Below are 23639 nucleotides of genomic sequence, written 5' to 3'. Positions count from 1 at the left end.
CCGTAACCGATTGAAACGAAGCTGACCAATGACATTGCCTCAACGCAAGCCCGAGAGCATGCCTACATCTTCGACGCCGAAGATCACGCTGTCCGGCATCACCAAGACCTTTCCCGGGGTTCGCGCGCTGCACAAGGTCGCGCTTGAGCTGTATCCCGGACAGGTGACGGCCCTGATCGGTGAAAACGGTGCCGGCAAGTCGACGCTGGTCAAGACCATGACCGGCATATATCAGCCGGACGAAGGCGAAATCCGCATCAATGGCGATCTGGTGACGCTGTCTTCTCCACATGCCGCCTTCAAGCTCGGCATCACCGCGATCCATCAGGAAACGGTGCTTTTCGATGAGCTGAGCGTTGCGGAAAACATCTATCTCGGCCATGCGCCGAAAACCCGTTTCAAGACGCTCGACTGGGGCCTGATGCGCGAAAAGTCGTCGAAGCTCCTGAAGGAGATCGGCGCTGGTCATATCGCATCGGATACCCGCCTCAAGGACCTGAGCATCGCTAACAAGCATCTGGTCGCCGTGGCGCGCGCACTGTCGATCGACGCCGACGTGGTGATCATGGACGAACCGACGGCGGCGCTGTCCTACAAGGAAATCCAGGACCTCTTCGAGCTGATGGAGCTCCTGAAGAAGAACGGCAAGGCGATCCTGTTCATCTCGCACAAGTTCGACGAGATCTATCGCATCGCCGACCGCTATACCGTCTTCCGTGACGGCGAGATGGTTGGCAACGGCCTGATTGCCGAAACCAATCAGGATACGATTGTCCGCATGATGGTCGGCCGCTCCGTCGAGCATGTCTTCCCCAAGCAGGAAACCACGCTCGGCGAAACCGTGCTGACCGTCTCCGGCTACTGTCATCCGACGGAATTCGCGGATATCAATTTCACCCTGCGCAAAGGCGAGATCCTGGGCTTCTACGGCCTCGTCGGCGCCGGCCGCAGCGAATTGATGCAGGCGCTGATTGGTATCACCAAGCCTTCCAAGGGCGCGGTCAAGATCGGCGAGGATATCGCCGTGATCCGCAGTCCGGCCGCCGCGATCGAAAACGGCATCGTCTATGTGCCGGAAGAGCGCGGCAAGCAGGGCGTCGTCGTCGATATGCCGATCGTCCAGAACATCTCGCTGCCGTCGCTGCGCCGAACCTCCAAGAACGGTTTTCTGCGTCTGGCCGAGGAGTTTGCGCTGGCGCGTGAATATGCGACGCGCCTTGATCTGCGCGCTGCCTCGCTCAGCCAGAATGTGGGCACGCTTTCCGGCGGCAACCAGCAGAAGGTGGTCATCGCCAAATGGCTGGCCACCAAGCCACGCGTCATCATTCTCGACGAACCGACCAAGGGCATCGACATCGGCTCCAAGGCCGCCGTTCACGCCTTCATGAGCGAGCTTGCGAGCCAAGGCCTCGCCGTCATCATGGTTTCATCGGAACTTCCCGAGGTGATGGGCATGAGCGATCGCATCATCGTCATGCGCGAAGGCCGTATCGCCACCACCATCGAAAAGAACGGCGGCTTCGATGCGGAGACCCTCGTCCGCGCTGCCGCAGGCATTGGGGAGAAAGCGGCATGAATACCGTTGTCAAATCCCGCGAATTCTGGCTTGCCGCCATCGTCGCGGTGATGATCATCGCAACCAACCTTCGCGCACCGGGCTTTGCAGGCCCCGGCAAACTCGCCGGTATCTTCAACGATACGGCCATGCTGATGATCCTGGCGCTTGGCCAGATGGCCGTTATCCTCACCCGCTCGATCGATCTTTCCATGGCGTCCAATCTGGCGCTGACGGGCATGATCGTGGCGCTGATCAACGCCGCTTTCCCCGGTATTCCGATCCCGGCTTTGATGCTGTTTGCCTGCCTTTGCGGTCTCGCGCTCGGCGCCTTCAACGGTATCCTGATCTGGCTTTTGAACATCCCTGCGATCGTCGTCACGCTCGGTACGTTGACCATCTACCGCGGCATCATCTTCCTGATCGCCGGCGGCCAGTGGGTGAATGCCGACAAGCTGAGCCCGGCTTTCGTGCAATATACCCGCATCGAGTTCCTCGGCCTGCCGGCGCTCTCCTGGTACGCCATTGTCGTCGCTATCGCCTTCTTCATCCTGATGACGCGCACCGCGCTCGGCCGCGCCATCTATGCTGTCGGCGTCAACCCGACGGCGTCGGTCTATGCCGGCATCGATGTCGGCCGCACCAAGTTCGCGACCTTCCTGATCTCGGGTCTGCTCTCCGGCTTCTGCGGTTATCTCTGGGTGTCGCGCTACGTCATCGGTTCCGTCGAGGTCGCCAAGGGCTATGAACTCACCATCATCGCGGCCTGCGTGATCGGCGGCATTTCCATCTCCGGCGGTGTCGGCACGGTTGCCGGCGCGCTCCTTGGTGCCCTGTTCCTCGGCGTCATCAACTCGGCATTGCCGGTCATCAACGTCTCGCCCTTCTGGCAGATGGCGATCTCCGGTGCCGCCATCATCCTGGCCGTCGTCCTCAATGCCCGTGGCGAAAAGCGCGGCAGCCGGCTTATTCTTCGCGAAGCAGAGGCAACGTCATGACCGACACAGCGCATGGAACGCGCCATATCCCCGATCGTCTCGACAGCCCGTTGCGCGGGGCCGTCTTTTCATGGCCGACCCTGCTTTTGATCGTCGGAATCGTCCTGTTCATCGTCAATTCGTTTGCCTCGCCCTATTTCCTGTCGCCGTGGTCGCTGTCCGATGCGACCTTCAACTTCACGGAAAAGGCGATCATCGCGCTCGCCATGGCGCTGCTGATCATCGCCGGCGAAATCGATCTGTCGGTCGCCTCGATCATTGCGCTTGCATCGACCGCAATGGGCGTCGCTCTGCAGTTCGGCGTCGATGTGCCGGGTCTGGTAACGATCGGCATCCTGACGGGCCTGATCTGCGGCATCTTCAACGGCTTCCTCGTTACTGGTCTTGGCCTGCCGTCTATCGTCGTGACAATCGGCACGATGAGCTTCTTCCGCGGCATTTCCTACATCGTGCTGGGCGATCAGGCGTTCAAAGGCTATCCCGCCGGCTTCGACTATTTCGGCCAGGGTTATGTCTGGTGGGTCGTGTCCTTCGAGTTCGCGCTCTTCCTGCTCTTTGCTCTTCTTTATTATGTGCTGCTGCACCACACGAATTTCGGCCGTCAGGTCTTCACCATCGGCAATAACCCCGTTGCGGCGCGGTTCTCAGGCGTGCGGGTCGAGCGGGTCAAGTTTATCCTGTTCTGCCTGACGGGCCTGATGTCCGGCATCGCGGCGGTGCTGCTCACCTCCCGTCTTGCCTCCACCCGTCCGTCGATTGCGGTCGGCTGGGAGTTGGAAGTGGTGACGATGGTGGTTCTCGGCGGCGTCTCGATCCTCGGCGGTTCCGGCACCATTCAGGGCGTGGTCATCGCCGCCTTCATCATGGGTCTCGTCACCTTCGGTCTTGGCCTCCTGAACGTGCCTGGCATCGTCATGTCGATCTTCATCGGCGCGCTCCTGATCTGCGTCATCGCCCTGCCGATCATCTGGTCGCGCACCCGCCGCCGCACGGCGCGATAGGAGGACGATCCATGGAAAAATATGCGTTCCGCATGCGCCTCAATCCCGGCATGACCGAGGAATACAAGGCCCGCCACGATGCGATCTGGCCGGAGCTATCGCAACTCCTGACCGACGCCGGCGTTTCCGACTATTCCATTCATCTGGACGAGGAAACCAACCTGCTGTTCGCTGTGCTCTGGCGGCGGGATGACCACACGATCGCGGATCTGCCGTCGCATCCGGTGATGCAGAAATGGTGGGCCTATATGGCTGACATCATGGAGGTGAAGGCCGATAACGAGCCTGTTGCCGTGCCGCTCGTCACCGTCTTCCATATGAAGTGATCCCATGAAAATCATCGCCGTCATCGACATCGGCAAGACGAATGCCAAGGTCGCGCTTGTCGATCTTGATCGCTTCGAGGAAATCGCCGTGCGCAAGACGGCCAACGGCGTTTCGAATGACGGGCTCTATCCGCATTTCGATGTCGAGCGCGTCTGGCGGTTTATCGCCGAAAGCCTTGCGGCTTTGCACGCGGAAACGCCGATCGACGCGATCTCGGTGACCACGCATGGCGCGACGGCGGTGCTGCTCGACGCGAATGGCGATCTTGCCTTGCCGCTGCTGGACTATGAATTCACCGGACCGGATACTCTATCGGCGCAATACAACAAGGTACGACCGCCTTTCGCGGAGACCGGCGCCGCCCGCTTGCCGATGGGCCTGAACATCGGTGCGCAGATTAACTGGCAGGAGCAAACGTATCCCGAGCACTTTGCCAGGGTCGCGACGATCCTCACCTATGCGCAATACTGGTCCTATCGTCTGAGCGGCGTGCTCGCCAACGAGTTGACCTCGCTCGGTTGCCACACCGATCTGTGGAATCCCCAGACCGGCGATTTCTCCACCATGGTCGATGAACGTGGCTGGCGGCCATTGTTTGCCCCGGTTCGCCGGGCAAGCGATCTTTTAGGCGGGCTGACGGTGCAGGCGGCGAGGGACACCGGATTGCCCGAGGGCCTGCCGGTCTTCTGCGGCATTCATGATTCCAATTCCTCACTGCTGCCGCATGTCTTGACGCGGCCGGCGCCATTCTCTGTCGTTTCGACCGGAACCTGGGTGGTGATCATGGCCATGGGCGCGAAGAAGGTCGCGCTGGACGAGGCACGCGATACGCTGATCAACGTCAACGCGCTCGGCGATCCCGTGCCGTCGGCGCGGTTCATGGGGGGACGGGCGTTTTCCATGCTGATGAAGGATCAGCCGGTAACGCCGTCCGTGGAGGCGGAAGCTGCCGTCGTGGATCGCCTGCGGATGCTCCTGCCATCGCTGCCGGAAGGTTCTGGACCTTTCCCGCATGCCAGGGCGCGCTGGACCTGCGACGAGGCATCGCTGTCGCCGGCGGAGCGGCTGGCGGTCGTGTCCTTCCACCTGGCGCTGATGACGGCGACCTGTCTCGACCTGATCGGGGCGGAAGGGGAGATCGTCGTCGAGGGGCCATTCGCCGGAAATCAGGCCTATCTGCGCATGTTGGCCGCTGCCACCGGTCGGCCGGTTCTGATCGGCAGCCAGAGCGCCACGGGCACGAGCCTTGGTGCGGCCTGCCTTGCCGATGGCAGCCGGGCGCAGGTTCATACAACGCGATTCAGCAATGAGGCGCCTGCAGCGTACAGGGCCTATGCGCAGGCATGGTTCGCCGAAGCGAACCGTTCGGACGTGGTCTGAGCAAAATCGGAAAGAGATGTGTCGGCGCGCAGCAACGCCGGCAAATTTAAGTCACATCTGACGAATTTTGTTCGGGCTGTTCTTAAAAAACCCGCGAGTTCAAAGACTTGCGATCATCCTCGATGTTCAGGAGGATGGAAATCGCTGCCATTGTGAGGGTGGCGATAAGCACGGCGCTCAGTCCCAGAACAATCATTGCTCGTCCCTTCTACGTCATCGTCATGATGCCGCTTCAACGTGGCCGGCTATGCTTGCGCATGGCTTACGCCGGTCAGAATAGGCATTAGTTAATAAACTGCCCTCAACAGTGCAACTCCCAAGTTTTACCATTGAGAACCTGTTGTTTCTCTGTCCGGCGCAAACGCCCGGCCAGCATCGGGTTGCTGCGATATCGGCCCAATTTTAGTGAAAGAAGATACGGGCTATCAACCGTTAACCTTCAAGCAAGGAATTAACCATAAACATGGTCTCACACGTCGGAGTGGGAAATTCTGTTTCCTGACATGGCATGACGCCGCACCGCCGAACCGGTCTTGATCCGGTATGCACTTCACCGAATTGACAATGAGAATGAAGCGGCCGTGTGCCGTGGCCGACAGCATGGCTGTCGTCTCCACAGGCACTTGCAGGCGGGGATGCCGGGCGTCGTTCTCGATCGGTTGGTGAAGGGGAGAAGGCCGCAGGCGGCAAGGCAGGCGGACATGCAGAAGCAGTTTGAATTCTTTGAGAATACTTGTGAGAGCCGATCGGCTTTCAAGAATTGCGTAGCAGACCGGGGAATAGCGTGAGGCAGGTAACGTCGCCAGATCAGACCAGGAAGGCTCAGGCAGGCAGCCTGCTCGAGCGCTTGCGTTTTGCTGGCCTCGACGCAGACCAGACCGACGTCCTGCGCAAGAACCGCCAGTCGCTCGGCGCCCAGGTCGAACTGGCCTTGCGCGACCTGTTCCAGCGTCTCCAGACATTCCCCGATGCCGCCCGCCATTTCACCAGCGATCGGCAGATCGACCGGCTGCACGACCTCAAGGCCTCGCACTGGAGCGTCCTGACCGACGCTCGTTTCGATAGCCTCTATGCCGAGCGCGTCAAGGTTCTCTCCGATACCGAAAGCAAGATGGGTCTCGATCCGCGCTGGCAGATCGCCGGCCACGCTGTCGTGCTGGAGCGCCTGATCTGCTCGATGATCGAGGAATGTTGGCCGAAGTCGGTTTTGCCGCTCGGCAAGTCGCGCAGGCAGGAGCTTGCGGACCTCGTCGCCGCACTGGTGCGCACCGTTTTCGTCGATACCGAGATTTCCGTTTCCCTCCGCTTCAACGAGCAGCGCCACAGCCATCAGCGCGCCCTTGCCGAACAGCGCAAGGCGGGCGAGGCCGAGGCACTGGCAATCTTCGGCGATGTCACTCAAGCGTTAGGCCGGGGTGACCTGTCCGTCCGCGCGCCGACCGACGGGGCCGCCGCCTATCAGCCGCTGGCACAGGATCTGAACGACGCGCTCGACGGTATGCAGCGCGAGATCATCGGCCTGTCGGACCGTGCCGCGATCATGGAAACCTCGTCGCAGCAGCTTGCGGGCCAGACCGGCCAGTTCTCGGCAAAGGCACGCGAACAATCAGACGCCCTCGGTGATACCGTTGCCTCGCTCGCGACGATCGTTGAGCGGGTCAAGCAGAATGCTGTTCAGACACGCGGGGCCGAAAAAAATGTAGCCGTCACCCGCCAGTCCGCCGAACGCAGCGGCGAGATCGCCGGGCAGGCGATTTCCGCCATGGCCGACATCGAGGCTTCGGCTGAAAAGATCGGTCAGATCATCGGCGTCATCGACGAGATTGCCTTCCAGACCAATCTGCTGGCGCTCAATGCCGGCATCGAAGCCGCGCGCGCCGGCGAAAGCGGACGCGGATTTGCCGTCGTCGCCCAGGAAGTGCGGGCGCTTGCACAGCGTTCGGGCGATGCGGCGCGTGAGATCAAGCAACTGGTATCGAGCACGAAGTCGCAGGTCGAAGCCGGCGTCGAGCGTGTCGGCCGCACCCAGGATGCAATCAGCAGCATCGTCGAACAGGTCCGCGGCATCAACGACGCGATCGCCGGCATCGCGGTTGAAACCGCCGAGCAGGTCACGTGCCTCGAAGCGGCGACGTCGGACCTTGGCCGTATTGGTGTCGAGATTGCAGCAAGCGCCGGTCAGGCGGCCGACGCCAGGGAAACCTGCGACGACCTGCAGACGGTTATTCTCGAACTCGGCCAGACGATCCGCCAGTTCCACGTCCAGCGGCAATCGCCGCAGGTTTCGACACCAGCCAAGGCGCGGATCGAGATTGCGCAAGGCAACGAAGAAACCGACGAGGCCGTGGACGGGTTCGACGATGGATACGGTCTTCAGGGCCGGCTTGCCGGATGGGGGCGCTGATGCAGAGCCGCCACAAGCACAATCTGCCGTCCTCGGCGATTTTCGAAGTTCAGCGTGTCCGATCCGTTCCGCGCGCGGAAACCCAGTCGAACCATCTGTGTAAATTATTCCCAGTCAGACAAGGAAAGTAGAGATGGCAACCAAGAAGGCCGCTCAGAAAAGTTTAAGCCTCGCACCGATCCTCGATCTGAACGAGGCCAATGCGCTGCACGGCAAGCTGGCGGGTTTGCGCGGCAATGCACTCGTCATCGATGCTTCGGCGGTCGAGCGCGTCGGCGCCTTGTGTGTTCAGGTCCTCATGGCCGGAGCGAAAAGCTGGGAAGAGGACAAACAGTCGTTCACCTTCGCCAAGGTGTCGGACGCTTTCACGAAAACGACACAGCTCATCGGGGTGAATATCGATCACCTGATGGCAAAGGAGATTTGAGACATGAAAAAGAAAGTTCTCACGGTCGATGATTCCCGGACAATCCGGAACATGCTTCTCGTGACGCTGAACAATGCCGGGTTCGAAACGATCCAGGCGGAAGACGGCATCGAGGGGCTGGAAGTTCTGGAAGATGCCAATCCGGATGTCATCGTCACCGACATCAACATGCCCCGTCTCGATGGTTTCGGTTTCATCGAAGGCGTGCGCAAGAACGAAAAGTACAGGGCCATCCCGATCCTCGTTCTGACGACGGAAAGCGACGCTGAAAAGAAGAACCGCGCCCGCCAGGCAGGTGCTACCGGCTGGATCGTCAAGCCATTCGATCCGACCAAACTGATCGATGCCATCGAGCGCGTAACCGCTTAAAGCCAGGATTGCCCCCATGGATATGAACGAAATCAAAGAGATTTTCTTCCAGGAATGCGAGGAGCAGCTCGCGGAACTGGAATCCGGTCTCCTGAGGCTCAATGACGGCGACCGTGATCCGGAAACGGTGAACGCGGTCTTCCGCGCGGTCCACTCCATCAAGGGTGGTGCCGGAGCTTTCGGGCTGGATGATCTTGTCTCTTTCGCGCATGTGTTCGAGACCACGCTTGATTGCGTTCGTTCCAACAAGCTGGAACCGACCCAGGAAGTCCTCAAGGTGATGCTGAAGTCGGCCGACGTTCTGGCCGACCTGACGAATGTCGCCCGCGATGGCGGCAGTGTGGATCAGGCCCGCTCGGCACAGCTGATCCGCGAACTGGAGGCACTCGCCAAGGGCGAAGCGCCGCCGCCCGCCGCAACCGTCGCCGCTGCTCCCAAGCCGGTTCCTGTTGCAAAAGCGGTTCCGGCGCCCGTCGCCGCAGCCCCGGTGACCAATGACGAAGGCTTCATGCCGGTCGCATTCTCCTTCGACGACTTTGGCGGCGAGGACGAAGCGGCAAGCGACCTACCGTCCTACGACATCGTCTTCAAGCCGAAGTCGGAACTCTACACCAAGGGCAACGAAGCGACGCTCCTGCTGCGCGACCTCTCGCGTCTTGGCGAGATGAGCATCCATTGCAACATGGACAGCCTGCCGGGCCTCGACCAGATGGACCCGGAAACCGCCTATTTCTCCTGGAAGATTTCGATCAAGACCGACAAGGGCGAAGACGCCATCCGTACGGTGTTCGAATTCGCCGAGTGGGATTGCGATCTCGAAGTGACGGCTCTCGACGCCGGTGAAGCAGGCGCCGGCGATGACGACGAGCTGCCGATGCAGCCGGTTCCGTTCGATCTCTCCGTACTCGATGGCGAGCCGGATGCACCGATCGGCGTGGTCGAGGAAGAAGAACGGCTCGCTGCTGCCCAGCAAGCAGCGGTCGCTGCCGCCGAGACAGCCAGCAATGTGCTGCAGATGGCCGGCAGTGCTGCCCGTGCGCCCGCCAGCGACAAGGGGGCTGCCGCTGCCGCCGCCCAGAACAATGCGCAGCAAGCCTCTTCGGCCGCTGCCCCGACGATCCGCGTCGACCTCGACCGTGTCGACCGCCTGATCAACCTCGTCGGTGAGCTCGTCATCAACCAGGCCATGCTGTCGCAGAGTGTCATCGAGAATGACTCGAACGGCGTCTCCTCGATCAACATGGGTCTGGAAGAGCTGCAGCAGCTCACCCGCGAGATCCAGGACTCGGTCATGGCCATTCGCGCGCAGCCGGTAAAGCCGGTCTTCCAGCGCATGGCCCGTACCGTCCGCGAAATCGCCGATATCACCGGCAAGTCGGTTCGTCTGGTCACGGAAGGTGAAAACACCGAAGTCGACAAGACGGTCATCGACAAGCTGGCCGAACCGCTGACCCACATGATCCGCAACGCGGTCGACCACGGCCTGGAAATGCCGGAAAAGCGCCTTGCCGCCGGCAAGCCCGCCGAAGGAACGGTCAAGCTGACCGCCAAGCATCGGTCCGGCCGTATCGTCATCGAACTGTCCGACGACGGCGCCGGCATCAACCGCGAGAAGGTCCGCCAGAAGGCGATCGACAACGACCTGATCGCCGCCGATGCCAACCTGTCAGACGAAGAAATCGACAACCTGATCTTCCACGCCGGCTTCTCTACCGCCGACAAGGTGTCCGACCTTTCCGGTCGCGGCGTCGGCATGGACGTCGTCAAGCGCTCGATCCAGGCACTGGGCGGCCGTATCAACATCTCGTCGAAGCCCGGCCATGGCTCCGTCTTCAGCATGAGCCTGCCGCTGACGCTCGCCGTCCTCGACGGCATGGTGGTCACGGTCGCCGGCCAGACGCTGGTCGTGCCGCTGACGGCCATCGTCGAAACCCTGCAGCCGGATGCCGCGTCGATCCATTCCTTTGGTGCGACGCAGCGCCTGATCTCGATCCGCAACTCCTTCTGCCCGCTGGTCGATGTCGGGCGCATCCTGAACTTCCGCGCCACCCAGGCCAATCCGGTCGAAGGCGTTGCCCTGTTGGTGGAATCCGAAGGGGGCGGCCAGCGCGCGCTGATGGTCGATGCCATCCAGGGCCAGCGCCAGGTCGTCATCAAGAGCCTGGAAGCCAATTATACGCATGTGCCCGGCATTGCCGCCGCCACCATTCTCGGTGACGGCCGCGTCGCTCTCATCCTGGACGTAGATGCTGTCGTCGCAGCATCGCGCGGCCAGTCCCTGCAACACGAATCATCGCTCGCTGCTGCAGGATAAGCTTATGACGTCTCTCGCAAAAAATCTGACCAAGGCGGGACGCGAACTCATCGCGTTCCGGATCGGGGATCAGGAATTCTGCGTCAACGTAATGTCGGTGCGGGAAATTCGGGGTTGGACCAAGGCAACCCCGATGCCGCATGCGCCAAAGTATGTGCTTGGCGTGATCAATCTGCGCGGGGTCGTGCTGCCGATCATCGATCTGTCGGCGCGTCTGGGCATGAAACCGACGGAGCCGACCGTGCGCCACGTCATCATCGTGACGCAGGTCATGGACAAGGTCGTCGGGCTTCTGGTCGAGGCGGTGTCCGACATCCTGACGATTAACGAAGAAGACATCCAGCCGACGCCGGACATGACGTCTGAATTCGAGCGGACCTTTGCCCGCGGTGTCCTGGCGATCGACAAGCGCATGATCTGCCTGATCGAACTGGAAGCCGTCTTCCCTCATTCTGAAAGTGAAGCTGCATGAGCATGCCGGCCGCCTTTGACAGCAGATTGCCCCCGGACGAGTGCCTGGCGAGCGGCGAATATCCGCTGACGCGCCGCGACCTCGCGGAAATCGCTGCCATGATCTATGCCGATGCCGGCATCTATCTCAACGAATCGAAGGCATCGCTGGTCTATTCGCGGCTGTCGAAGCATATCCGCAATCTCGGCCTGAAGGGTTTTCGCGAATATTGCCAGCTGGTGTCGTCGCCGGCCGGCGCCGCCGAACGCCGCGACATGCTCTCGCACCTGACCACCAATTTCACGCGGTTCTTTCGCGAGAACCATCATTTCGAACACCTGAAGACCGACGTGTTGCCGGAACTGATCGCGCGCGCCAAGGCCGGTGGCCGCGTACGCATCTGGTCGGCCGCCTGTTCGGACGGGCAGGAGCCCTATTCGATCGCGCTCACCGTGCTGTCGATGATGCCGAACGTTACCGACTATGATTTCAAGATTCTGGCGACTGACATCGACCCGAAGATTTTGGCGCTCGCCAGGGCAGGCGCCTATGACGCGACCGCGCTCGAGACCGTCACCCCGGCCATGCGCAAGCAGTGGTTCTCCGAGGTCAACATCAATGGGCGCCAGAAGTGGCAGGTCGATGACCGCGTCAAGAAACTGATTACGTTCAACGAGTTGAACCTGATGGCGCAATGGCCGTTCAAGGGCCAGGTCGATGTGATCTTCTGCCGCAACGTCGTCATCTATTTCGACGAGCCGACGCAGCAGAAGATCTGGACCCGGTTCGCCGGCATGCTCAATGCCAAGGGCACGCTTTATATCGGCCACTCGGAGCGGGTTTCCGGTGACGCCAAGTCGGTCTTCGACAATATCGGCATCACCACCTACCGCTATACCGGGAAGGGAGGGCGTTGATGACCGCAGCCCGCGTTCTTGTCGTCGACGACAGCGCCACGATGCGTGGCCTGATCACGGCAATCCTCAGCAATGACCCCGAAGTCGAGGTCGTCGGCCAGGCCGCCGACGCCATGCAGGCGCGCCAGGCGATCAAGGACCTCGATCCGGACGTCATCACGCTCGATATCGAAATGCCCAATATGAATGGGTTGGAATTTCTCGAGAAGATCATGCGGCTGCGGCCGATGCCGGTCATCATGGTATCGACGCTGACGCACAAGGGGGCTGAGGCCTCGATCGCGGCGCTTGAAATCGGCGCGTTCGATTGCGTCGGAAAGCCCTTGCCGGGTGATCCGCGTCCGTTCAGCGACCTCGCGGACAAGGTGAAGGCGGCCGCACGGTCGCAGCGCAAATTCATCATCTCCGGCAACAAGGCCGCAGCCCCGAGCGCCGCCAACACCAATACTGGTGCTGCCGACTACCGGGCCGGTCGCAAGATCATCGCCATCGGCTCGTCCACCGGCGGTGTCGAGGCGCTGATTTCCGTCCTGCAGAAATTCCCTGCCAATTGCCCGCCCACGGTGATTACGCAGCACATGCCGCATACTTTTACAAAGAGCTTTGCCGAACGCCTGAACCGCCTCTGCGCCCCGACCGTGCAGGAAGCGACGGATGGTGCCCGTCTGGAGATCGGCAAGATTTATCTGGCGCCGGGTGGTGAACGCCACCTGCAGGTCGTCAATCCTTCTTCGCCCAGCTGCCGTCTGCTGGACCGCGAACCCGTCAATGGTCATCGCCCCTCGGTGGATGTGCTATTCGATTCGGTCGCGGAACTGGCCGGTCGAAACGCAGTCGGCGTGATCCTGACCGGAATGGGCCGTGATGGCGCATCCGGTCTCTTGAAAATGCGCCACGCAGGTGCCCGCACATTCGGTCAGAATGAAAAAACCTGCGTCGTGTATGGAATGCCGAGGGTTGCCTTTGAACTGGGCGCCGTCGAAACACAACTACCCCTCAGCTCAATCGGGGAAGAAGTATTGAAAAGCACCGCCGCCCGAAGAGAAGGAAGCGAATAAATGTCCCTAGCGGAAAAAATCAAAGTTCTGATTGTCGACGATCAGGTCACCAGCCGTCTGTTGTTGGGCGATGCCCTGCAACAGCTCGGTTTCAAGCAGATCACCGCAGCCGGCGATGGCGAGCAGGGCATGAAGATCATGGCCCAGCAGCCGCATCATCTGGTCATCTCGGACTTCAATATGCCGAAGATGGACGGCCTCGGTCTCCTGCAAGCCGTGCGCAGCAATCCTGCGACAAAGAAAGCCGCGTTCATCATCCTGACCGCGCAGGGTGACAGGGCGCTCGTGACGAAGGCAGCGGCGCTTGGCGCCAACAACGTGCTGGCCAAGCCTTTCACCATCGAAAAAATGAAGGCAGCGATCGAAGCTGTGTTCGGGGCATTGAAATGATCACTGAGACTGCGATCAAGCGTGTGCATGTCATCCAGGGCGAGTGGAAAGTGGTCAATGATCCTGACGTCGTTTTGTCGACCATTCTCGGCTCCTGCGTGGCGGCGTGCATGCGTGACCCGATCGCAGGTGTTGGTGGAATGAACCACTTTCTTTTGCCGGGCTCGGCGGATGCGATTTCATCAGGGGGAGATGCGACGCGTTATGGCGTGCATCTGATGGAATTGCTGATCAACGGGCTTCTGAAGAAGGGCGCCCGTCGCGAGCGGTTGGAGGCGAAGATTTTCGGTGGTGCGAAGACGATTGCCCGCTTCTCCAATGTCGGTGAACAGAATGCCCTGTTCGCCCGGCAGTTCCTGATGGACGAAGGCATTCAGGTTGTCGGCGAGAGCACGGGCGGCGACCACGGTCGCAAGCTCGAATACTGGCCGCTCAGCGGCCGCGCCCGGCAGTATGCATTGACGGGTGTCGAGACGCAGAAGGCTGTTGCCCAGGAGCAGCGTCCGCGTCCGGCTCCGAAGCCGGTCGACAATTCGATCGAGTTTTTCTAGCGCTTGGGTTGCTTTCCGGGTTCAGCACCCGGACTGCAACTTTGGCAGAGTATTGAGTACCAGCCGTTCGACAGGGGCGTTTGAACGGCAATTGTTGCCAGCGTGAGGACAGATAATGCTGACTGAATTGAAGAGCCATATGCCTCACGTCGACGAGGCGCTCCCCGATGTGATGATGCGCATCGTGTCCGAGCTGTATGACGTCGCTTATCTCATCGAGCGGATCGAACCCATGCTCAGCGACATCCATGGCGAAGCTGTCCTGGAAGCTGCCGATCGCATGAAGGTTTTGCAGGGGATTGATCTTGCCGTCCAGAAAACGCGTGGTCTTGCCGAATTCATCGACACGGTGACAGCAGCCATTCCGCAATCCTGGCTTGTCGATGTGACCACTGCGCTCAACTTGGTGAAGCTCGCCGACATGCAGAAGTCGCTCGGCAACGGCATGCTGCGCCATGGCCATTCCCAACCGCTGACGGAAACAGCCGGAGATTTCGAGGCATTCTGAACACTTAGGCCGCTGATCCATCACTGCTTTACCGAACGCCGCCTCAGGAAGCCTCCCGGGCGGCTTTCGTGTTTTGAGCGTCCTGCCGGTGTGCAATCCTTTCCGTATCGCTGTCGAAAGTGCTTCCTAAGACAAGTTCGCGCAAGTTTCGTTTTCTAGTGTGCCAATCGGGACTGGTAGATTTGCGCGTGATTTGACGAAGCCATAGGCGCTGGATCGACACAGAAACCCGAATGTTTGGATCTGCGCATGTTAACTCCCCCGGGCGATGTTGCCCGAACGGAACATGCGCCACTGGGTGCGGAAACAGAATGAATCTGTTGGATCAACTTTCGACGGTCACGAAAAATCTGGCCAATCTCGGACAGGGCAAGCTCATCGCGCTGATATCGGCCGGGGTTATCGCGGTCGGGATCGTTCTCGCCGCCGGGCTCTACGTCAACAAACCAGCCTATGAATCGCTCTATGTCGGGCTCGAGACCACTGACCTCAATCAGGTCAGCGTCGCATTGGCAGAGGCGAACATTGCATTCGAGGTCGGCGCGGACGGCACAAGCATTCAAGTCCCGGTCGGCATGACCGGCAAGGCCCGTCTTCTGCTTGCCGACAAAGGCCTGCCCAACAGCGCCAATGCCGGTTACGAGTTGTTCGACAATGTCGGATCGCTGGGTCTGACCTCCTTCATGCAGGAAGTGACCCGCGTTCGTGCCCTCGAAGGCGAAATTGCCCGCACCATCCAGCAGATTTCCGGAATTTCCGCCGCGCGCGTCCATATCGTCATGGCCGACCGCGGCAGCTTCAGAAAGACGGAACAGAAGCCGACGGCATCGGTCATGATCCGCGGCAATGCCAGTGTCGGCCGCTCCTCGGCCGCATCGATCCGCCATCTGGTGGCATCGTCCGTTCCGGGTCTGAGCATCGACGACGTGACGATCCTGGATTCGGCCGGCCAGCTCCTGGCCTCGGGCGACGATCCGTCCAACAGCGCGATGAACCAGTCGCTCGGCATCGTCCAGAACGTCCAGAACGAAATCGAAAGCAATATCGACAAGGCGCTTGCACCTTTCCTCGGCATGGACAATTTCCGCGCCAGCGTTACCGCGAAGCTGAACACCGATACCCAGCAGATTCAGGAAACGGTCTTCGATCCGGAATCCCGTGTCGAGCGTTCGACACGCGTCACCAAGGAAGAGCAGAAGTCCAGCCAGCAGCAAGCCGACAACGCCGCCACGGTGCAGCAGAATGTCCCGCAGGCCGCTCCGCAGGGCGCGACCTCCGGTCCGCAGTCGAACGACCAGACCGAGAAGAAGGAAGAGCAGACCAATTACGAGATCAACTCGAAGACGGTCGCGACCGTCAAGAGCAGCTACACGGTCGAAAAGCTCTCCGTCGCCGTCGTCGTCAACCGCGGTCGCGTCGCCGCCATGGTTGGCGAAGGCGCCGACCAGGCAAAGATCGACTCCTATATCCAGGAAATGCAGAAGATCGTTTCCTCGGCCGTCGGCCTCGACCCGGCTCGCGGCGACGTCATCACGCTGACCGCCATGGATTTCGTCAACACCCAGCTCCTCGACGAGCCGGTCGCAGGCCCGGGCGTCATGGAAACGCTGACCCGCAACCTCAGTGGCATCATCAATGCGCTTGCCTTCGTCGCGGTCGCCTTCGTGGTGGTCTGGATGGGCATGCGTCCCCTGGCCCGCTCCATGGGGCTCGGCGCCGGTGGCGGCACGGCTCTCGTCGAGAACGAAGCCGTCGGCCTCGAATTGCCGGACTTCTCTCCTGCCGCGACCGGCAGCGCCGCCGGCGGCGCTCTCATGGAAGGCTTCGGTTCCGATTTTGGCTTCGACAGCACCGACGACCTTCTCAGCCTGGGCGACGAGAGCGAAGGTGGCTTCAACCGCAAGGTCAAGGAAGGTCCGGAACGCAGGCTCTCGCGCATGGTGGAGATCAGCGAGGAACGCGCCGCCAAGATTCTCCGCAAGTGGGTCGCCGACAAGGCCGCCTGAGCCGGGCTGCAAACTCCCACCCGAACCGATCGAACCTGATGACCCGCCTCTCCGGCGGGTTTTCTTTTGGCTGTCCAAGTAGTATGCGGGTTCAATTGAGGATTGTAGCTTGTGAGGGCCGTGTACTGGCCGTAGCCGCGCGCGGTTTTGGCTGTGGATCCGGGTAGAAGCCCGCGTCGCCGATTGTCCTTAAAATACACCCGTCTTTGCTTTCTGTATTCAGCCACGGCTAACCGGGTTGAGAAGAACCGCAGCCGACTCGATCGACGTAATGGCGTGCTGCGAGATTCGTTATATTTAACAAATCGTTAATTTTTTCCTGGGGACAGTGAGTCTTTGCCTTAATCATTGCCGTCGACGGTGAGGGTATAGATTCATTGATTCAGTTTAGATTCAGCGGGACTCAAATATTACAAAGATAATATTTAAAGGTTAACTGCGTTATTTGCACAGAGTTACAAAATCTACCCTTGAAAGATGTTGATGCAATTTCGCAACATCATACGAAAACAAATAAGAAAATGAAAACTTGACAAATGTGGCAAGTCGTAAAACAGGTGATTTGTCGCGTCGATTTTCAGCCATTGCGAGCCATTTTCGCAACCGCTCACCTCTGTCGCGGTGGATAAAAAACGATGGGCGGTTATAAAACTAGTTTAATATCAATTTGTTATTCTGAGTGGTCCGCGATTTGGCGAATGCAACTCTCGGCTTTCACAATGATTTCCCGAATCGGTTCACGGATTTTGTGAAAAGTAAATCCCGATATGGAGGCAGTAGTTTTTCGTAGGGAGCAATGTACATTTTATGTAGTGATTCGCGTACTGATTTGCGTGTGTCCGGGACGGCGGAATACCCAGACACAGTTGCCGGCGGCGGCGGCGGAAAACGCTTCAATGAGCACGGACGAATCCATCACGGGGGTAATGTCATGGATGCTCTACAGACGGAGATTGCGATCTGGCCTGCGCCGGTCGCCACGGTGCGCGGTGTTGGACGGGCCTTTTCCAAGGAACAACTGATCCGCAAACTCGGTGAATTCGCCGAGCGTGGTAACCTCAACAAGGGGCTCGCGGCCCTGACGGACTATGTGGGCGCAACCCACTATCTCCTGGCGCGGTACGACCTGTCGCAGGACGAGGGTCTCGACTTCGTCGTCTGCTCCGACTGGCCGTTCGACGTCGTCAAGCGGCTCGGCAAGGTCATGTCCCAGCTCCATTCGAAGACCAACGAGATGGAGAAATGCCTGTCGGTGATGCAGCCGGTCTTCATGACGCTGCCGGACGACATCGACGTCAGCCGCGGCATCAGCCGCGAATATTGTGCCATCACCTTCAATGTCGGCCGCACGCGCCTCTCGCTGATGCTCCTCTTCCCTGAGGATGTGATCCTGTCGCAGGAAAGCCTCCGTGATGTCGGCCTGCTTACCGGCTACTTCGCCAGCTTCACCACCGGGCGCAGCGTGCGCTGTGACCGCGACTTCGAACTGACCGAGCGTGAGCTCGAGTGCCTGTTCTGGATTGCCGAAGGCAAGACCAGCGACGAGATCGCCGTCATTCTCGGGATCTCGCGCAACACGATTAACAACTACATTACCAGCGTCATGCGCAAGACGGCCACGAAGACCCGTTCCGAGGCCATCGCTTACGCCGTTCGCAACAACCTCGTCTAGGAAAGCCGGCCATGACCCATTTCCTTCCGAATTCACGCACGCCGGACGATAGCAAGTCGGGACGGCAACAGGCGGCCCGGGCATCACGCGCAGCGACGCTCGTGGCCCGGCTCCAGGCGATGCAGAAGCAGATCAACGCCAAGCACTTTGCCGTCCTGCGCCTGAACGGAAACAGCCTGCCATCGGCGCGCAAACTGACCTGCGTCATCGACAACTGGGGCGTCACGGCAGAGACGGCCGCGCACGAACTGGTCACGGCCTATGGCGCCGATATGCTGGCGCATCTGGACTCTTCGTTGCTTCCGGTGATGTGGAACGGCATGGGCGAACATCAGGCGGCCGAGGCCTCCGATTTTGCCCGCTTCACCCACCGGTTCACCGCGCGCCTCTTGCCCTATTCGGCCATCGCCTTTCCGGTCCGGCTCGGCGCGCAGGGCAATGGCTACGTCATCTTTACCGGCAGCTATATCGACCTGACGAGTGAGGTCATCATCGATCTGCACGGCCGCAGCTGCCACATCATGACCGACCTTCTCGCTGCCGACGAGCGCCGCATGGCGCCCTCCGAAACGCTCAGCGATCGCGAGATCGGCTGCTTGCAGATGGCCGGCGACGGTTACATCAGCGAAGAAATCGCCGAAAAAATGGGTTTGTCGGTCCATACCGTCAATGCCTATCTCGGCGCAGCAACGACCAAGCTGGATTCGGTCAATAGAATCCAGGCGATCGCCAAGGCCATTCGTCTCGGTTATATCAGCTAAAGGGATTGTTTTCGGCCGTCATGGCCGGGATCGCGACCTCAACTCGCAAGAGCGGTCGGATAGGATCTGACGAATTTCGCGGCGTTCAGGCTGTCCGCCAGGAATGCCGTATTCTCATCGGGGTCGGTGGAAGGCGTCTGGAAGGCGATGTGGTTGATCTCGAGACCTGCGGTATCCTTGCCGAGAGCCAGCTGGGCGTAGACCGTGACGCCATCCGGCTTCAGTTCGAGGTCCAGCGTGATTTCCGGCACGCAGTCCCAGTCCAGCTTGTAATTACCGCCGATGCCGAAATTCACCGTGCCGGGCAGAAAATAGAGTTCGGCAGCGGACGAGACCAGGTCGGTCAGGCTCGCATGCGATTCGAACCGCAGCAGCGCGATGAAATCGGCCGCATCGATCAGCCGCAATTCCGTCGCTACCGGACGGATTGCTTCGGCCACAATTTTCTCGCGTTGTTCGGAATATTCGCATTTTTTCATCGGGATTACGTCATCCGTTTCGTGTTCGGCTGCGTTGCGTAGACCCGGTGAATGAGTTCAGCGACTGCTTTGTAAAACACCGGTGGAATCACACTATCCACCGAGACTTGCGCAAACATTGAGCGTGCGAGAGGCGGATCCTCAAAAACCGGAATGCCGTTTTCCTCCGCCATTTCACGAATTTTGAGCGCCACGAGGTCCTGTCCCTTGGCGACTACCACCGGCGCGTCGCCCTCTTCGCGGACGTATCGCAGCGCAACGGCATAGTGGGTCGGGTTTGCGATCACGAGCGTGGCGCGTGGAACCGAGGTGATCATGCGCCGCCGCGCCCGGTCGCGGGCGATCGAACGCAGCCGTGCCTTGATGAGCGGGTCGCCTTGGGATTGCTTCAGCTCTTCCTTGACCTCCTGCTTCGTCATCCGAAGCTCGGTATGCCAGTGGTGGCGCGTCCAGAAGAAGTCGGCGATGGCGATGATGGCGGTGGCGATCAGGATGACGATCATGATCTGGTTGAGATCATCGGACATGGTCGAAAAGATCGTCAACGGGTCGGAGAACATCGATTCGAGCGAGGCGTAATAATCGTTCCAAAGCGTGAGGACGATGACGATCGAGACGATCAGGATCTTGAAAAGCGCCTTGGCGAACTCGACGAGGCCCTGGATGCCGTAGATGCGTGTAAAGCCCGAAACCGGTGAAATCCGGTTCATCTTCGGCGCGATGCGGTCGAGCACCGGCGACGGAAGGTTTTGCAGAACAGACGAACCGATACCGAAGACGATCAGCAGGACGAAGAACGGGATGAGCAGGGCGCCCGCCTTGGAAAACAGGTGCGTGATCAGCGCGACCACATCCGTCGACGTCTCGATGCGCCAGGCCTCCGGCTGCTCGAAAATGTCCTTGAGTGCTTCGGCGACGGTCGCGGCGCCCTGCGGCAGGAAGAAGACGATGAAGATGTAGATGGCGACAACCGAGGCGAACATGGTCACTTCGCGGGAGAACGGCGTATTGCCCTTCTCGATCGCGTCGGCGATCTTTTTCTCGGACGCGGCTTCTGTTTTGCTTTCCTTGTCCTGATCGTCCGACATCGGATGAAGACCTCATGCCCTGCGTCCTCGATGCGGAGACGAATCGACATTCCGGTCAGTGCGACAGGGATCGTTCGCTCCACGACGGCTTTCGCCGTCGAGACCGTTGTGGAGCGAGGCCTTGGGGCATGCAAGGGGCGAGAGCGCCGAAAAACCGGCGCTTCACAGAAACTCGCGGGAATTAAAGCATGTCTCGCAAAAGTGTGCAGCGGTTTTGCGAAAAGACGCGCGCCAAAACAAAAGCTAAAGCGTAAGGAGCGAATCTGAAAGATCGCGACACGTTTGGGAAAAGCGGAAGCGTGGATCAGGCTGCGACGGCAGCCTTTTCCTTCAGCTCGATCTGGCCGCTGGCGGCGAGACGGATGGCTTCCTGGGTGATCGAGCGGCGAGCAATCGCGATATCGCGCGGATTGATGCCGGCGTCGCCGGAGGCGAGATCCGATTCGATCATGCGGCGCTGGCGCGCGCCGATCGAGGCGAGCACTGCTTCGCGCAGGTCCATATTGGAGCCGCGCAGCGCCATGGTGATGATGTCGCCGGACACGTCGTTGAACAGCTGGACGCGGCTGCGCTGCGGCATGGTCAGCACGTCGTCGAACAGGAAGATCTTTGGGCGGACCTTCTTGACCGAATCGGTGTTGATCGATTCGAGCGAGGCCAGCAGCGTATCGACCTGGGTTTTCTCCAGTTCGTTCATGACCTCGGCGATCTTGATCGAGCCGGTCGAATTGCGGTCGGCATCGAGTTCGCGCATCAGCTCGAGGACGCGGGTCTCGATGATCTGGGCAGCCTTCGGGCTGACATTCTTCATGTTGACGGCGCGGTTGATGATATCGGCGCGGTCGGTTTCCGGTAGCTGCAGCAGAACTTTGGCGCCAAAGGTCGACGGCATCATCGACAGGACATAGGCGATCGTCTGGGGATGTTCCTTGCCGAGGCTCTGTGCGACGGCGACCGGATCGGAATCCTGCAGGCGATCCCAGATATTGGCTTCATAGGAGGCAAAGGCGGTGCGGCGGCCAAGCAGGCCGTCGACTTCGTCCGGCGTCAGGCCTTCTTCGAGAATGCCTTCGATCGCCTTGGCGTTGTCCATCAGGCCGGCGCCTTCGGTAAACAGGTCCTCGAACTCGTTCACTAGGATTTCAAGCTCGTGGGGCGGGATCGAGCGGAGCGACTGCGCCGAGGCGATAATGCCCTGCAACTCGCTCTGTGTGAAGAATTTCAACAGCTTGCCGGCAATGGGCTTGCCCATTGCAAGGAGAACAGCCGCAGCCTTGTCCATCTGGGAGAGGGGCTTGGAAACCGCCGTACTTTCAAAACTGTCAAAATCCATCATGGATCGATCCTCTTGACCCTAACCGGGTTCAAACTTTACTGGCACCCTTGATTTCGATGAGCTTCACACCGAAACGTGTTTCATCTTCATCGAGAACGGTGATTTCGCCGCGACCGATGACACGGCCGTTGACGACGATTTCTACCGGTTCGCCGATCCGCCGATCAAGCGCGATCGTTGCGCCTTCCGTCAGGTTCATAAGTCCCGAAACTTGCATGCGGCTGGAGCCGAGGACGATCTGGACATCGATCGGGATGTCCATGATCAGGTCCATGTTCGCCGACATGCCGCTGCCCGGTTCGCTCGACGCCTGTTCCTCGAAACTGCCGCCACCGAAATCGCTGCCGCCAAACGAGCCCGTATCGAACGACGAGGTGGAACCGCTGTCGAGATCGCCGAAGCTGTCGCCGCCGAAGCTGGCGAGGTCATTGTCCGTGCTCTCGAAGGGGCTGCCGAAATCGGATGTTTCACCCAGCGTCGACGATGCGCCAAAATCCATGCCGAAATCGGTTTGCGGCAGCGCTCCGGTGGTGTCGCTCTGCAGGACGCCACGCAGATCGTCGATCGCCTGATCAAGCTCGGCGTCGCCGGCGTTCAGGATCGTCTGGTCGTCAATTGATGCTTTCTTCGTAGCCATGTGCAAACTATTCCAGTTGAAACTTGCCCCAACCATGTTGCCGGGTAAGGCAGGGGATTTTTAACTCAAGAGGTGACGGAGGATGTCGTTCTCCGAGCCTTGGGTATCCTTGATCCGCACCGTGTACTTGGCGCCGGAGCGGCCAAATTCGCAGGTATACATGTCGCGGCCGTTGGCATTGACCTCGACGCGCACGTCCTTGATGTCCTGGAAGGGAATGACGTCGCCCGGCTGCAGACGGCTGATCGTATCGAGTGTCAGGCTTTGCAGGTTGATGCGCGCCTCCAGCGTGACCGCTGAGCGGCGGACCTGCTGCTCGAGCTGTTCGGTCCAGGCCGTCTTGGCCTTGCGGGCCTGTCCGACACCCTTGGGGAAAACGATGTTGGTCTTCAGCAGAACCTGTTGCGGCACGATGATCGAGAAGGTCGACAGAACCGGACCGAGACCCATGGTGACGTTGACGCAGGCCGCGTAGACATCGGCGACGTCCGGATCGGCGGCCGGGCGCTGGCTGGCATTGTAGGGCCGGCTCAAGGTCGGCTCGAAACCTCCAGGCGCATTGACGGCCGATTTCAGTACTTCGGCGATCTTCTCGAACACCATCGTCGCGACATCAAGCTCGATATTGGAGAGGTTGCGGGGCTTCGGCTCTTCGATCGCGGTCGGCGGAGCGCCGAGCAAGACTTCCATCAGGGTGATGATGATCGGGCTGTCGCAGCTGAGAATGAAATCGGGACACCAGTTGCGCAGGATGGTGTCGCTCAGCGCCACGCCATTGCCCAGCTTGGCGATCAGTTCGGACTTCAGTCCCGTGTCGAAACCACCATAACCGATCTCGATGTCGAGGCCGGTTTCGTTCTGGAAGATATCCGGCAGGAATTCGGTGAAGACCTGCCCGAGATCGGCGCAGAGCTTGCCGATCGTCTTGTTGTCCCCGAGCGCGCCGGTCATGCGGGCGAGTAGCTTGCGGTCGAAATTGTAGACATTGTTTTCCAAAGCCGAAGTCATCC

23 protein-coding genes are annotated in these 23639 nt (G+C 59.9%); 18 read left to right on the top strand and 5 right to left on the bottom strand.

From position 1 onward, the window contains the following. Nucleotides 1-28: 28 nt before the first annotated feature. From ACST81_RS20540 to visR, 18 genes are all read left to right on the top strand, one after another. Entirely contained in the window at nucleotides 29-1576 is a 1548-nt protein-coding gene (locus tag ACST81_RS20540; RefSeq protein WP_438750221.1) for a sugar ABC transporter ATP-binding protein, read from the top strand. After that, nucleotides 1573-2553 carry an ABC transporter permease gene (locus ACST81_RS20535; protein WP_438750220.1) on the top strand — a complete coding sequence of 327 codons (981 nt, stop codon included), beginning with the start codon at nucleotides 1573-1575 and terminating at the stop codon, nucleotides 2551-2553. The genes ACST81_RS20540 and ACST81_RS20535 overlap by 4 nt, the downstream gene beginning before the upstream one ends. Next, complete coding sequence (locus ACST81_RS20530; RefSeq protein ID WP_438750219.1) at nucleotides 2550-3554, top strand: ABC transporter permease; 1005 nt, start codon at nucleotides 2550-2552, stop codon at nucleotides 3552-3554. The genes ACST81_RS20535 and ACST81_RS20530 overlap by 4 nt, the downstream gene beginning before the upstream one ends. 11 nt (nucleotides 3555-3565) lie before the next feature. Beyond that, the gene (gene rhaM, locus ACST81_RS20525) at nucleotides 3566-3880 is read left to right on the top strand and encodes an L-rhamnose mutarotase (protein WP_438750218.1); all 315 of its coding nucleotides are present in this window, start codon (nucleotides 3566-3568) and stop codon (nucleotides 3878-3880) included. A gap of 4 nt (nucleotides 3881-3884) precedes the next feature. Continuing rightward, nucleotides 3885-5261: an FGGY-family carbohydrate kinase gene (locus ACST81_RS20520; RefSeq protein ID WP_438750217.1), complete on the top strand. Its 1377-nt coding sequence runs from the start codon at nucleotides 3885-3887 to the stop codon at nucleotides 5259-5261. 784 nt (nucleotides 5262-6045) lie between these two features. After that, on the top strand, nucleotides 6046-7665 hold the full coding sequence (locus ACST81_RS20515; protein ID WP_438750216.1) for a globin-coupled sensor protein: 1620 nt from the start codon (nucleotides 6046-6048) through the stop codon (nucleotides 7663-7665). A gap of 133 nt (nucleotides 7666-7798) precedes the next feature. Then, nucleotides 7799-8092 carry an STAS domain-containing protein gene (locus ACST81_RS20510; RefSeq protein WP_438750215.1) on the top strand — a complete coding sequence of 98 codons (294 nt, stop codon included), beginning with the start codon at nucleotides 7799-7801 and terminating at the stop codon, nucleotides 8090-8092. Nucleotides 8093-8095: 3 nt separating this feature from the next. Then, nucleotides 8096-8461 carry a chemotaxis response regulator CheY1 gene (gene cheY1, locus ACST81_RS20505; RefSeq protein ID WP_037156535.1) on the top strand — a complete coding sequence of 122 codons (366 nt, stop codon included), beginning with the start codon at nucleotides 8096-8098 and terminating at the stop codon, nucleotides 8459-8461. 16 nt (nucleotides 8462-8477) lie between these two features. After that, nucleotides 8478-10775, top strand: a complete 2298-nt coding sequence (locus tag ACST81_RS20500) for a chemotaxis protein CheA (RefSeq protein WP_438750214.1) — start codon at nucleotides 8478-8480, stop codon at nucleotides 10773-10775. Nucleotides 10776-10779: 4 nt separating this feature from the next. Then, the gene (locus tag ACST81_RS20495; protein WP_438750212.1) at nucleotides 10780-11247 is read left to right on the top strand and encodes a chemotaxis protein CheW; all 468 of its coding nucleotides are present in this window, start codon (nucleotides 10780-10782) and stop codon (nucleotides 11245-11247) included. Then, the gene (cheR, locus tag ACST81_RS20490; protein WP_438750211.1) at nucleotides 11244-12143 is read left to right on the top strand and encodes a protein-glutamate O-methyltransferase CheR; all 900 of its coding nucleotides are present in this window, start codon (nucleotides 11244-11246) and stop codon (nucleotides 12141-12143) included. Before ACST81_RS20495 ends, cheR begins: the two co-directional genes overlap by 4 nt. Then, nucleotides 12140-13201: a protein-glutamate O-methylesterase CheB gene (gene cheB, locus ACST81_RS20485; RefSeq protein WP_438750210.1), complete on the top strand. Its 1062-nt coding sequence runs from the start codon at nucleotides 12140-12142 to the stop codon at nucleotides 13199-13201. Before cheR ends, cheB begins: the two co-directional genes overlap by 4 nt. Beyond that, nucleotides 13202-13591, top strand: a complete 390-nt coding sequence (locus ACST81_RS20480) for a response regulator (RefSeq protein WP_438750209.1) — start codon at nucleotides 13202-13204, stop codon at nucleotides 13589-13591. Further along, nucleotides 13588-14142: a chemoreceptor glutamine deamidase CheD gene (gene cheD / locus ACST81_RS20475; protein ID WP_438750207.1), complete on the top strand. Its 555-nt coding sequence runs from the start codon at nucleotides 13588-13590 to the stop codon at nucleotides 14140-14142. Before ACST81_RS20480 ends, cheD begins: the two co-directional genes overlap by 4 nt. A 115-nt stretch (nucleotides 14143-14257) precedes the next feature. Beyond that, complete coding sequence (gene cheT / locus ACST81_RS20470; RefSeq protein ID WP_438750206.1) at nucleotides 14258-14650, top strand: chemotaxis protein CheT; 393 nt, start codon at nucleotides 14258-14260, stop codon at nucleotides 14648-14650. A gap of 311 nt (nucleotides 14651-14961) precedes the next feature. Continuing rightward, entirely contained in the window at nucleotides 14962-16656 is a 1695-nt protein-coding gene (fliF, locus tag ACST81_RS20465) for a flagellar basal-body MS-ring/collar protein FliF (RefSeq protein WP_438750205.1), read from the top strand. Nucleotides 16657-17587: 931 nt separating this feature from the next. After that, entirely contained in the window at nucleotides 17588-18328 is a 741-nt protein-coding gene (gene visN / locus ACST81_RS20460; protein ID WP_438750204.1) for a transcriptional regulator VisN, read from the top strand. An 11-nt stretch (nucleotides 18329-18339) separates the two neighbouring features. Further along, nucleotides 18340-19089, top strand: coding sequence for a transcriptional regulator VisR (gene visR, locus ACST81_RS20455; protein ID WP_438750202.1), 750 nt, complete (start codon nucleotides 18340-18342; stop codon nucleotides 19087-19089). A gap of 38 nt (nucleotides 19090-19127) precedes the next feature. Here visR and ACST81_RS20450 read toward each other — a convergent pair whose 3' ends face one another. The 5 genes from ACST81_RS20450 to ACST81_RS20430 all read right to left on the bottom strand — a co-directional run bounded on the left by ACST81_RS20450 (nucleotide 19128) and on the right by ACST81_RS20430 (nucleotide 23637). Then, complete coding sequence (locus ACST81_RS20450; RefSeq protein ID WP_438753726.1) at nucleotides 19128-19574, bottom strand: hypothetical protein; 447 nt, start codon at nucleotides 19572-19574, stop codon at nucleotides 19128-19130. Then, nucleotides 19574-20656, bottom strand: coding sequence for a flagellar biosynthesis protein FlhB (gene flhB, locus ACST81_RS20445; protein ID WP_438750200.1), 1083 nt, complete (start codon nucleotides 20654-20656; stop codon nucleotides 19574-19576). The genes ACST81_RS20450 and flhB overlap by 1 nt, the downstream gene beginning before the upstream one ends. 304 nt (nucleotides 20657-20960) lie before the next feature. Further along, on the bottom strand, nucleotides 20961-21992 hold the full coding sequence (fliG, locus tag ACST81_RS20440; RefSeq protein ID WP_438750199.1) for a flagellar motor switch protein FliG: 1032 nt from the start codon (nucleotides 21990-21992) through the stop codon (nucleotides 20961-20963). 28 nt (nucleotides 21993-22020) lie between these two features. After that, nucleotides 22021-22629: a flagellar motor switch protein FliN gene (fliN, locus tag ACST81_RS20435; RefSeq protein ID WP_438750197.1), complete on the bottom strand. Its 609-nt coding sequence runs from the start codon at nucleotides 22627-22629 to the stop codon at nucleotides 22021-22023. Nucleotides 22630-22689: 60 nt separating this feature from the next. Further along, nucleotides 22690-23637 (bottom strand): FliM/FliN family flagellar motor switch protein, encoded by a 948-nt coding sequence (locus ACST81_RS20430; protein WP_438750196.1) that lies wholly within the window; start codon nucleotides 23635-23637, stop codon nucleotides 22690-22692. Nucleotides 23638-23639: the final 2 nt, after the last annotated feature.

This window comes from Pararhizobium sp. O133 (assembly GCF_051669845.1).
Lineage (GTDB): Bacteria > Pseudomonadota > Alphaproteobacteria > Rhizobiales > Rhizobiaceae > Pararhizobium.
Note: the sequence above shows the minus strand (reverse complement) of the source record. Positions and strands in the feature narration are given on the sequence as shown.

What these genes read in the sequence shown, in the direction of transcription:
- ACST81_RS20540 (WP_438750221.1), top strand. Translation starts at nt 29, where the DNA reads ATGACATTGCCTCAACGCAAGCCCGAGAGCATGCCTACATCTTCGACG.
- ACST81_RS20535 (WP_438750220.1), top strand. Translation starts at nt 1,573, where the DNA reads ATGAATACCGTTGTCAAATCCCGCGAATTCTGGCTTGCCGCCATCGTC.
- ACST81_RS20530 (WP_438750219.1), top strand. Translation starts at nt 2,550, where the DNA reads ATGACCGACACAGCGCATGGAACGCGCCATATCCCCGATCGTCTCGAC.
- rhaM (WP_438750218.1), top strand. Translation starts at nt 3,566, where the DNA reads ATGGAAAAATATGCGTTCCGCATGCGCCTCAATCCCGGCATGACCGAG.
- ACST81_RS20520 (WP_438750217.1), top strand. Translation starts at nt 3,885, where the DNA reads ATGAAAATCATCGCCGTCATCGACATCGGCAAGACGAATGCCAAGGTC.
- ACST81_RS20510 (WP_438750215.1), top strand. Translation starts at nt 7,799, where the DNA reads ATGGCAACCAAGAAGGCCGCTCAGAAAAGTTTAAGCCTCGCACCGATC.
- cheY1 (WP_037156535.1), top strand. Translation starts at nt 8,096, where the DNA reads ATGAAAAAGAAAGTTCTCACGGTCGATGATTCCCGGACAATCCGGAAC.
- ACST81_RS20500 (WP_438750214.1), top strand. Translation starts at nt 8,478, where the DNA reads ATGGATATGAACGAAATCAAAGAGATTTTCTTCCAGGAATGCGAGGAG.
- ACST81_RS20495 (WP_438750212.1), top strand. Translation starts at nt 10,780, where the DNA reads ATGACGTCTCTCGCAAAAAATCTGACCAAGGCGGGACGCGAACTCATC.
- cheR (WP_438750211.1), top strand. Translation starts at nt 11,244, where the DNA reads ATGAGCATGCCGGCCGCCTTTGACAGCAGATTGCCCCCGGACGAGTGC.
- ACST81_RS20480 (WP_438750209.1), top strand. Translation starts at nt 13,202, where the DNA reads ATGTCCCTAGCGGAAAAAATCAAAGTTCTGATTGTCGACGATCAGGTC.
- cheD (WP_438750207.1), top strand. Translation starts at nt 13,588, where the DNA reads ATGATCACTGAGACTGCGATCAAGCGTGTGCATGTCATCCAGGGCGAG.
- cheT (WP_438750206.1), top strand. Translation starts at nt 14,258, where the DNA reads ATGCTGACTGAATTGAAGAGCCATATGCCTCACGTCGACGAGGCGCTC.
- fliF (WP_438750205.1), top strand. Translation starts at nt 14,962, where the DNA reads ATGAATCTGTTGGATCAACTTTCGACGGTCACGAAAAATCTGGCCAAT.
- visN (WP_438750204.1), top strand. Translation starts at nt 17,588, where the DNA reads ATGGATGCTCTACAGACGGAGATTGCGATCTGGCCTGCGCCGGTCGCC.
- visR (WP_438750202.1), top strand. Translation starts at nt 18,340, where the DNA reads ATGACCCATTTCCTTCCGAATTCACGCACGCCGGACGATAGCAAGTCG.
- flhB (WP_438750200.1), bottom strand. Translation starts at nt 20,656, where the DNA reads ATGTCGGACGATCAGGACAAGGAAAGCAAAACAGAAGCCGCGTCCGAG.
- fliG (WP_438750199.1), bottom strand. Translation starts at nt 21,992, where the DNA reads ATGATGGATTTTGACAGTTTTGAAAGTACGGCGGTTTCCAAGCCCCTC.
- fliN (WP_438750197.1), bottom strand. Translation starts at nt 22,629, where the DNA reads ATGGCTACGAAGAAAGCATCAATTGACGACCAGACGATCCTGAACGCC.
- ACST81_RS20430 (WP_438750196.1), bottom strand. Translation starts at nt 23,637, where the DNA reads ATGACTTCGGCTTTGGAAAACAATGTCTACAATTTCGACCGCAAGCTA.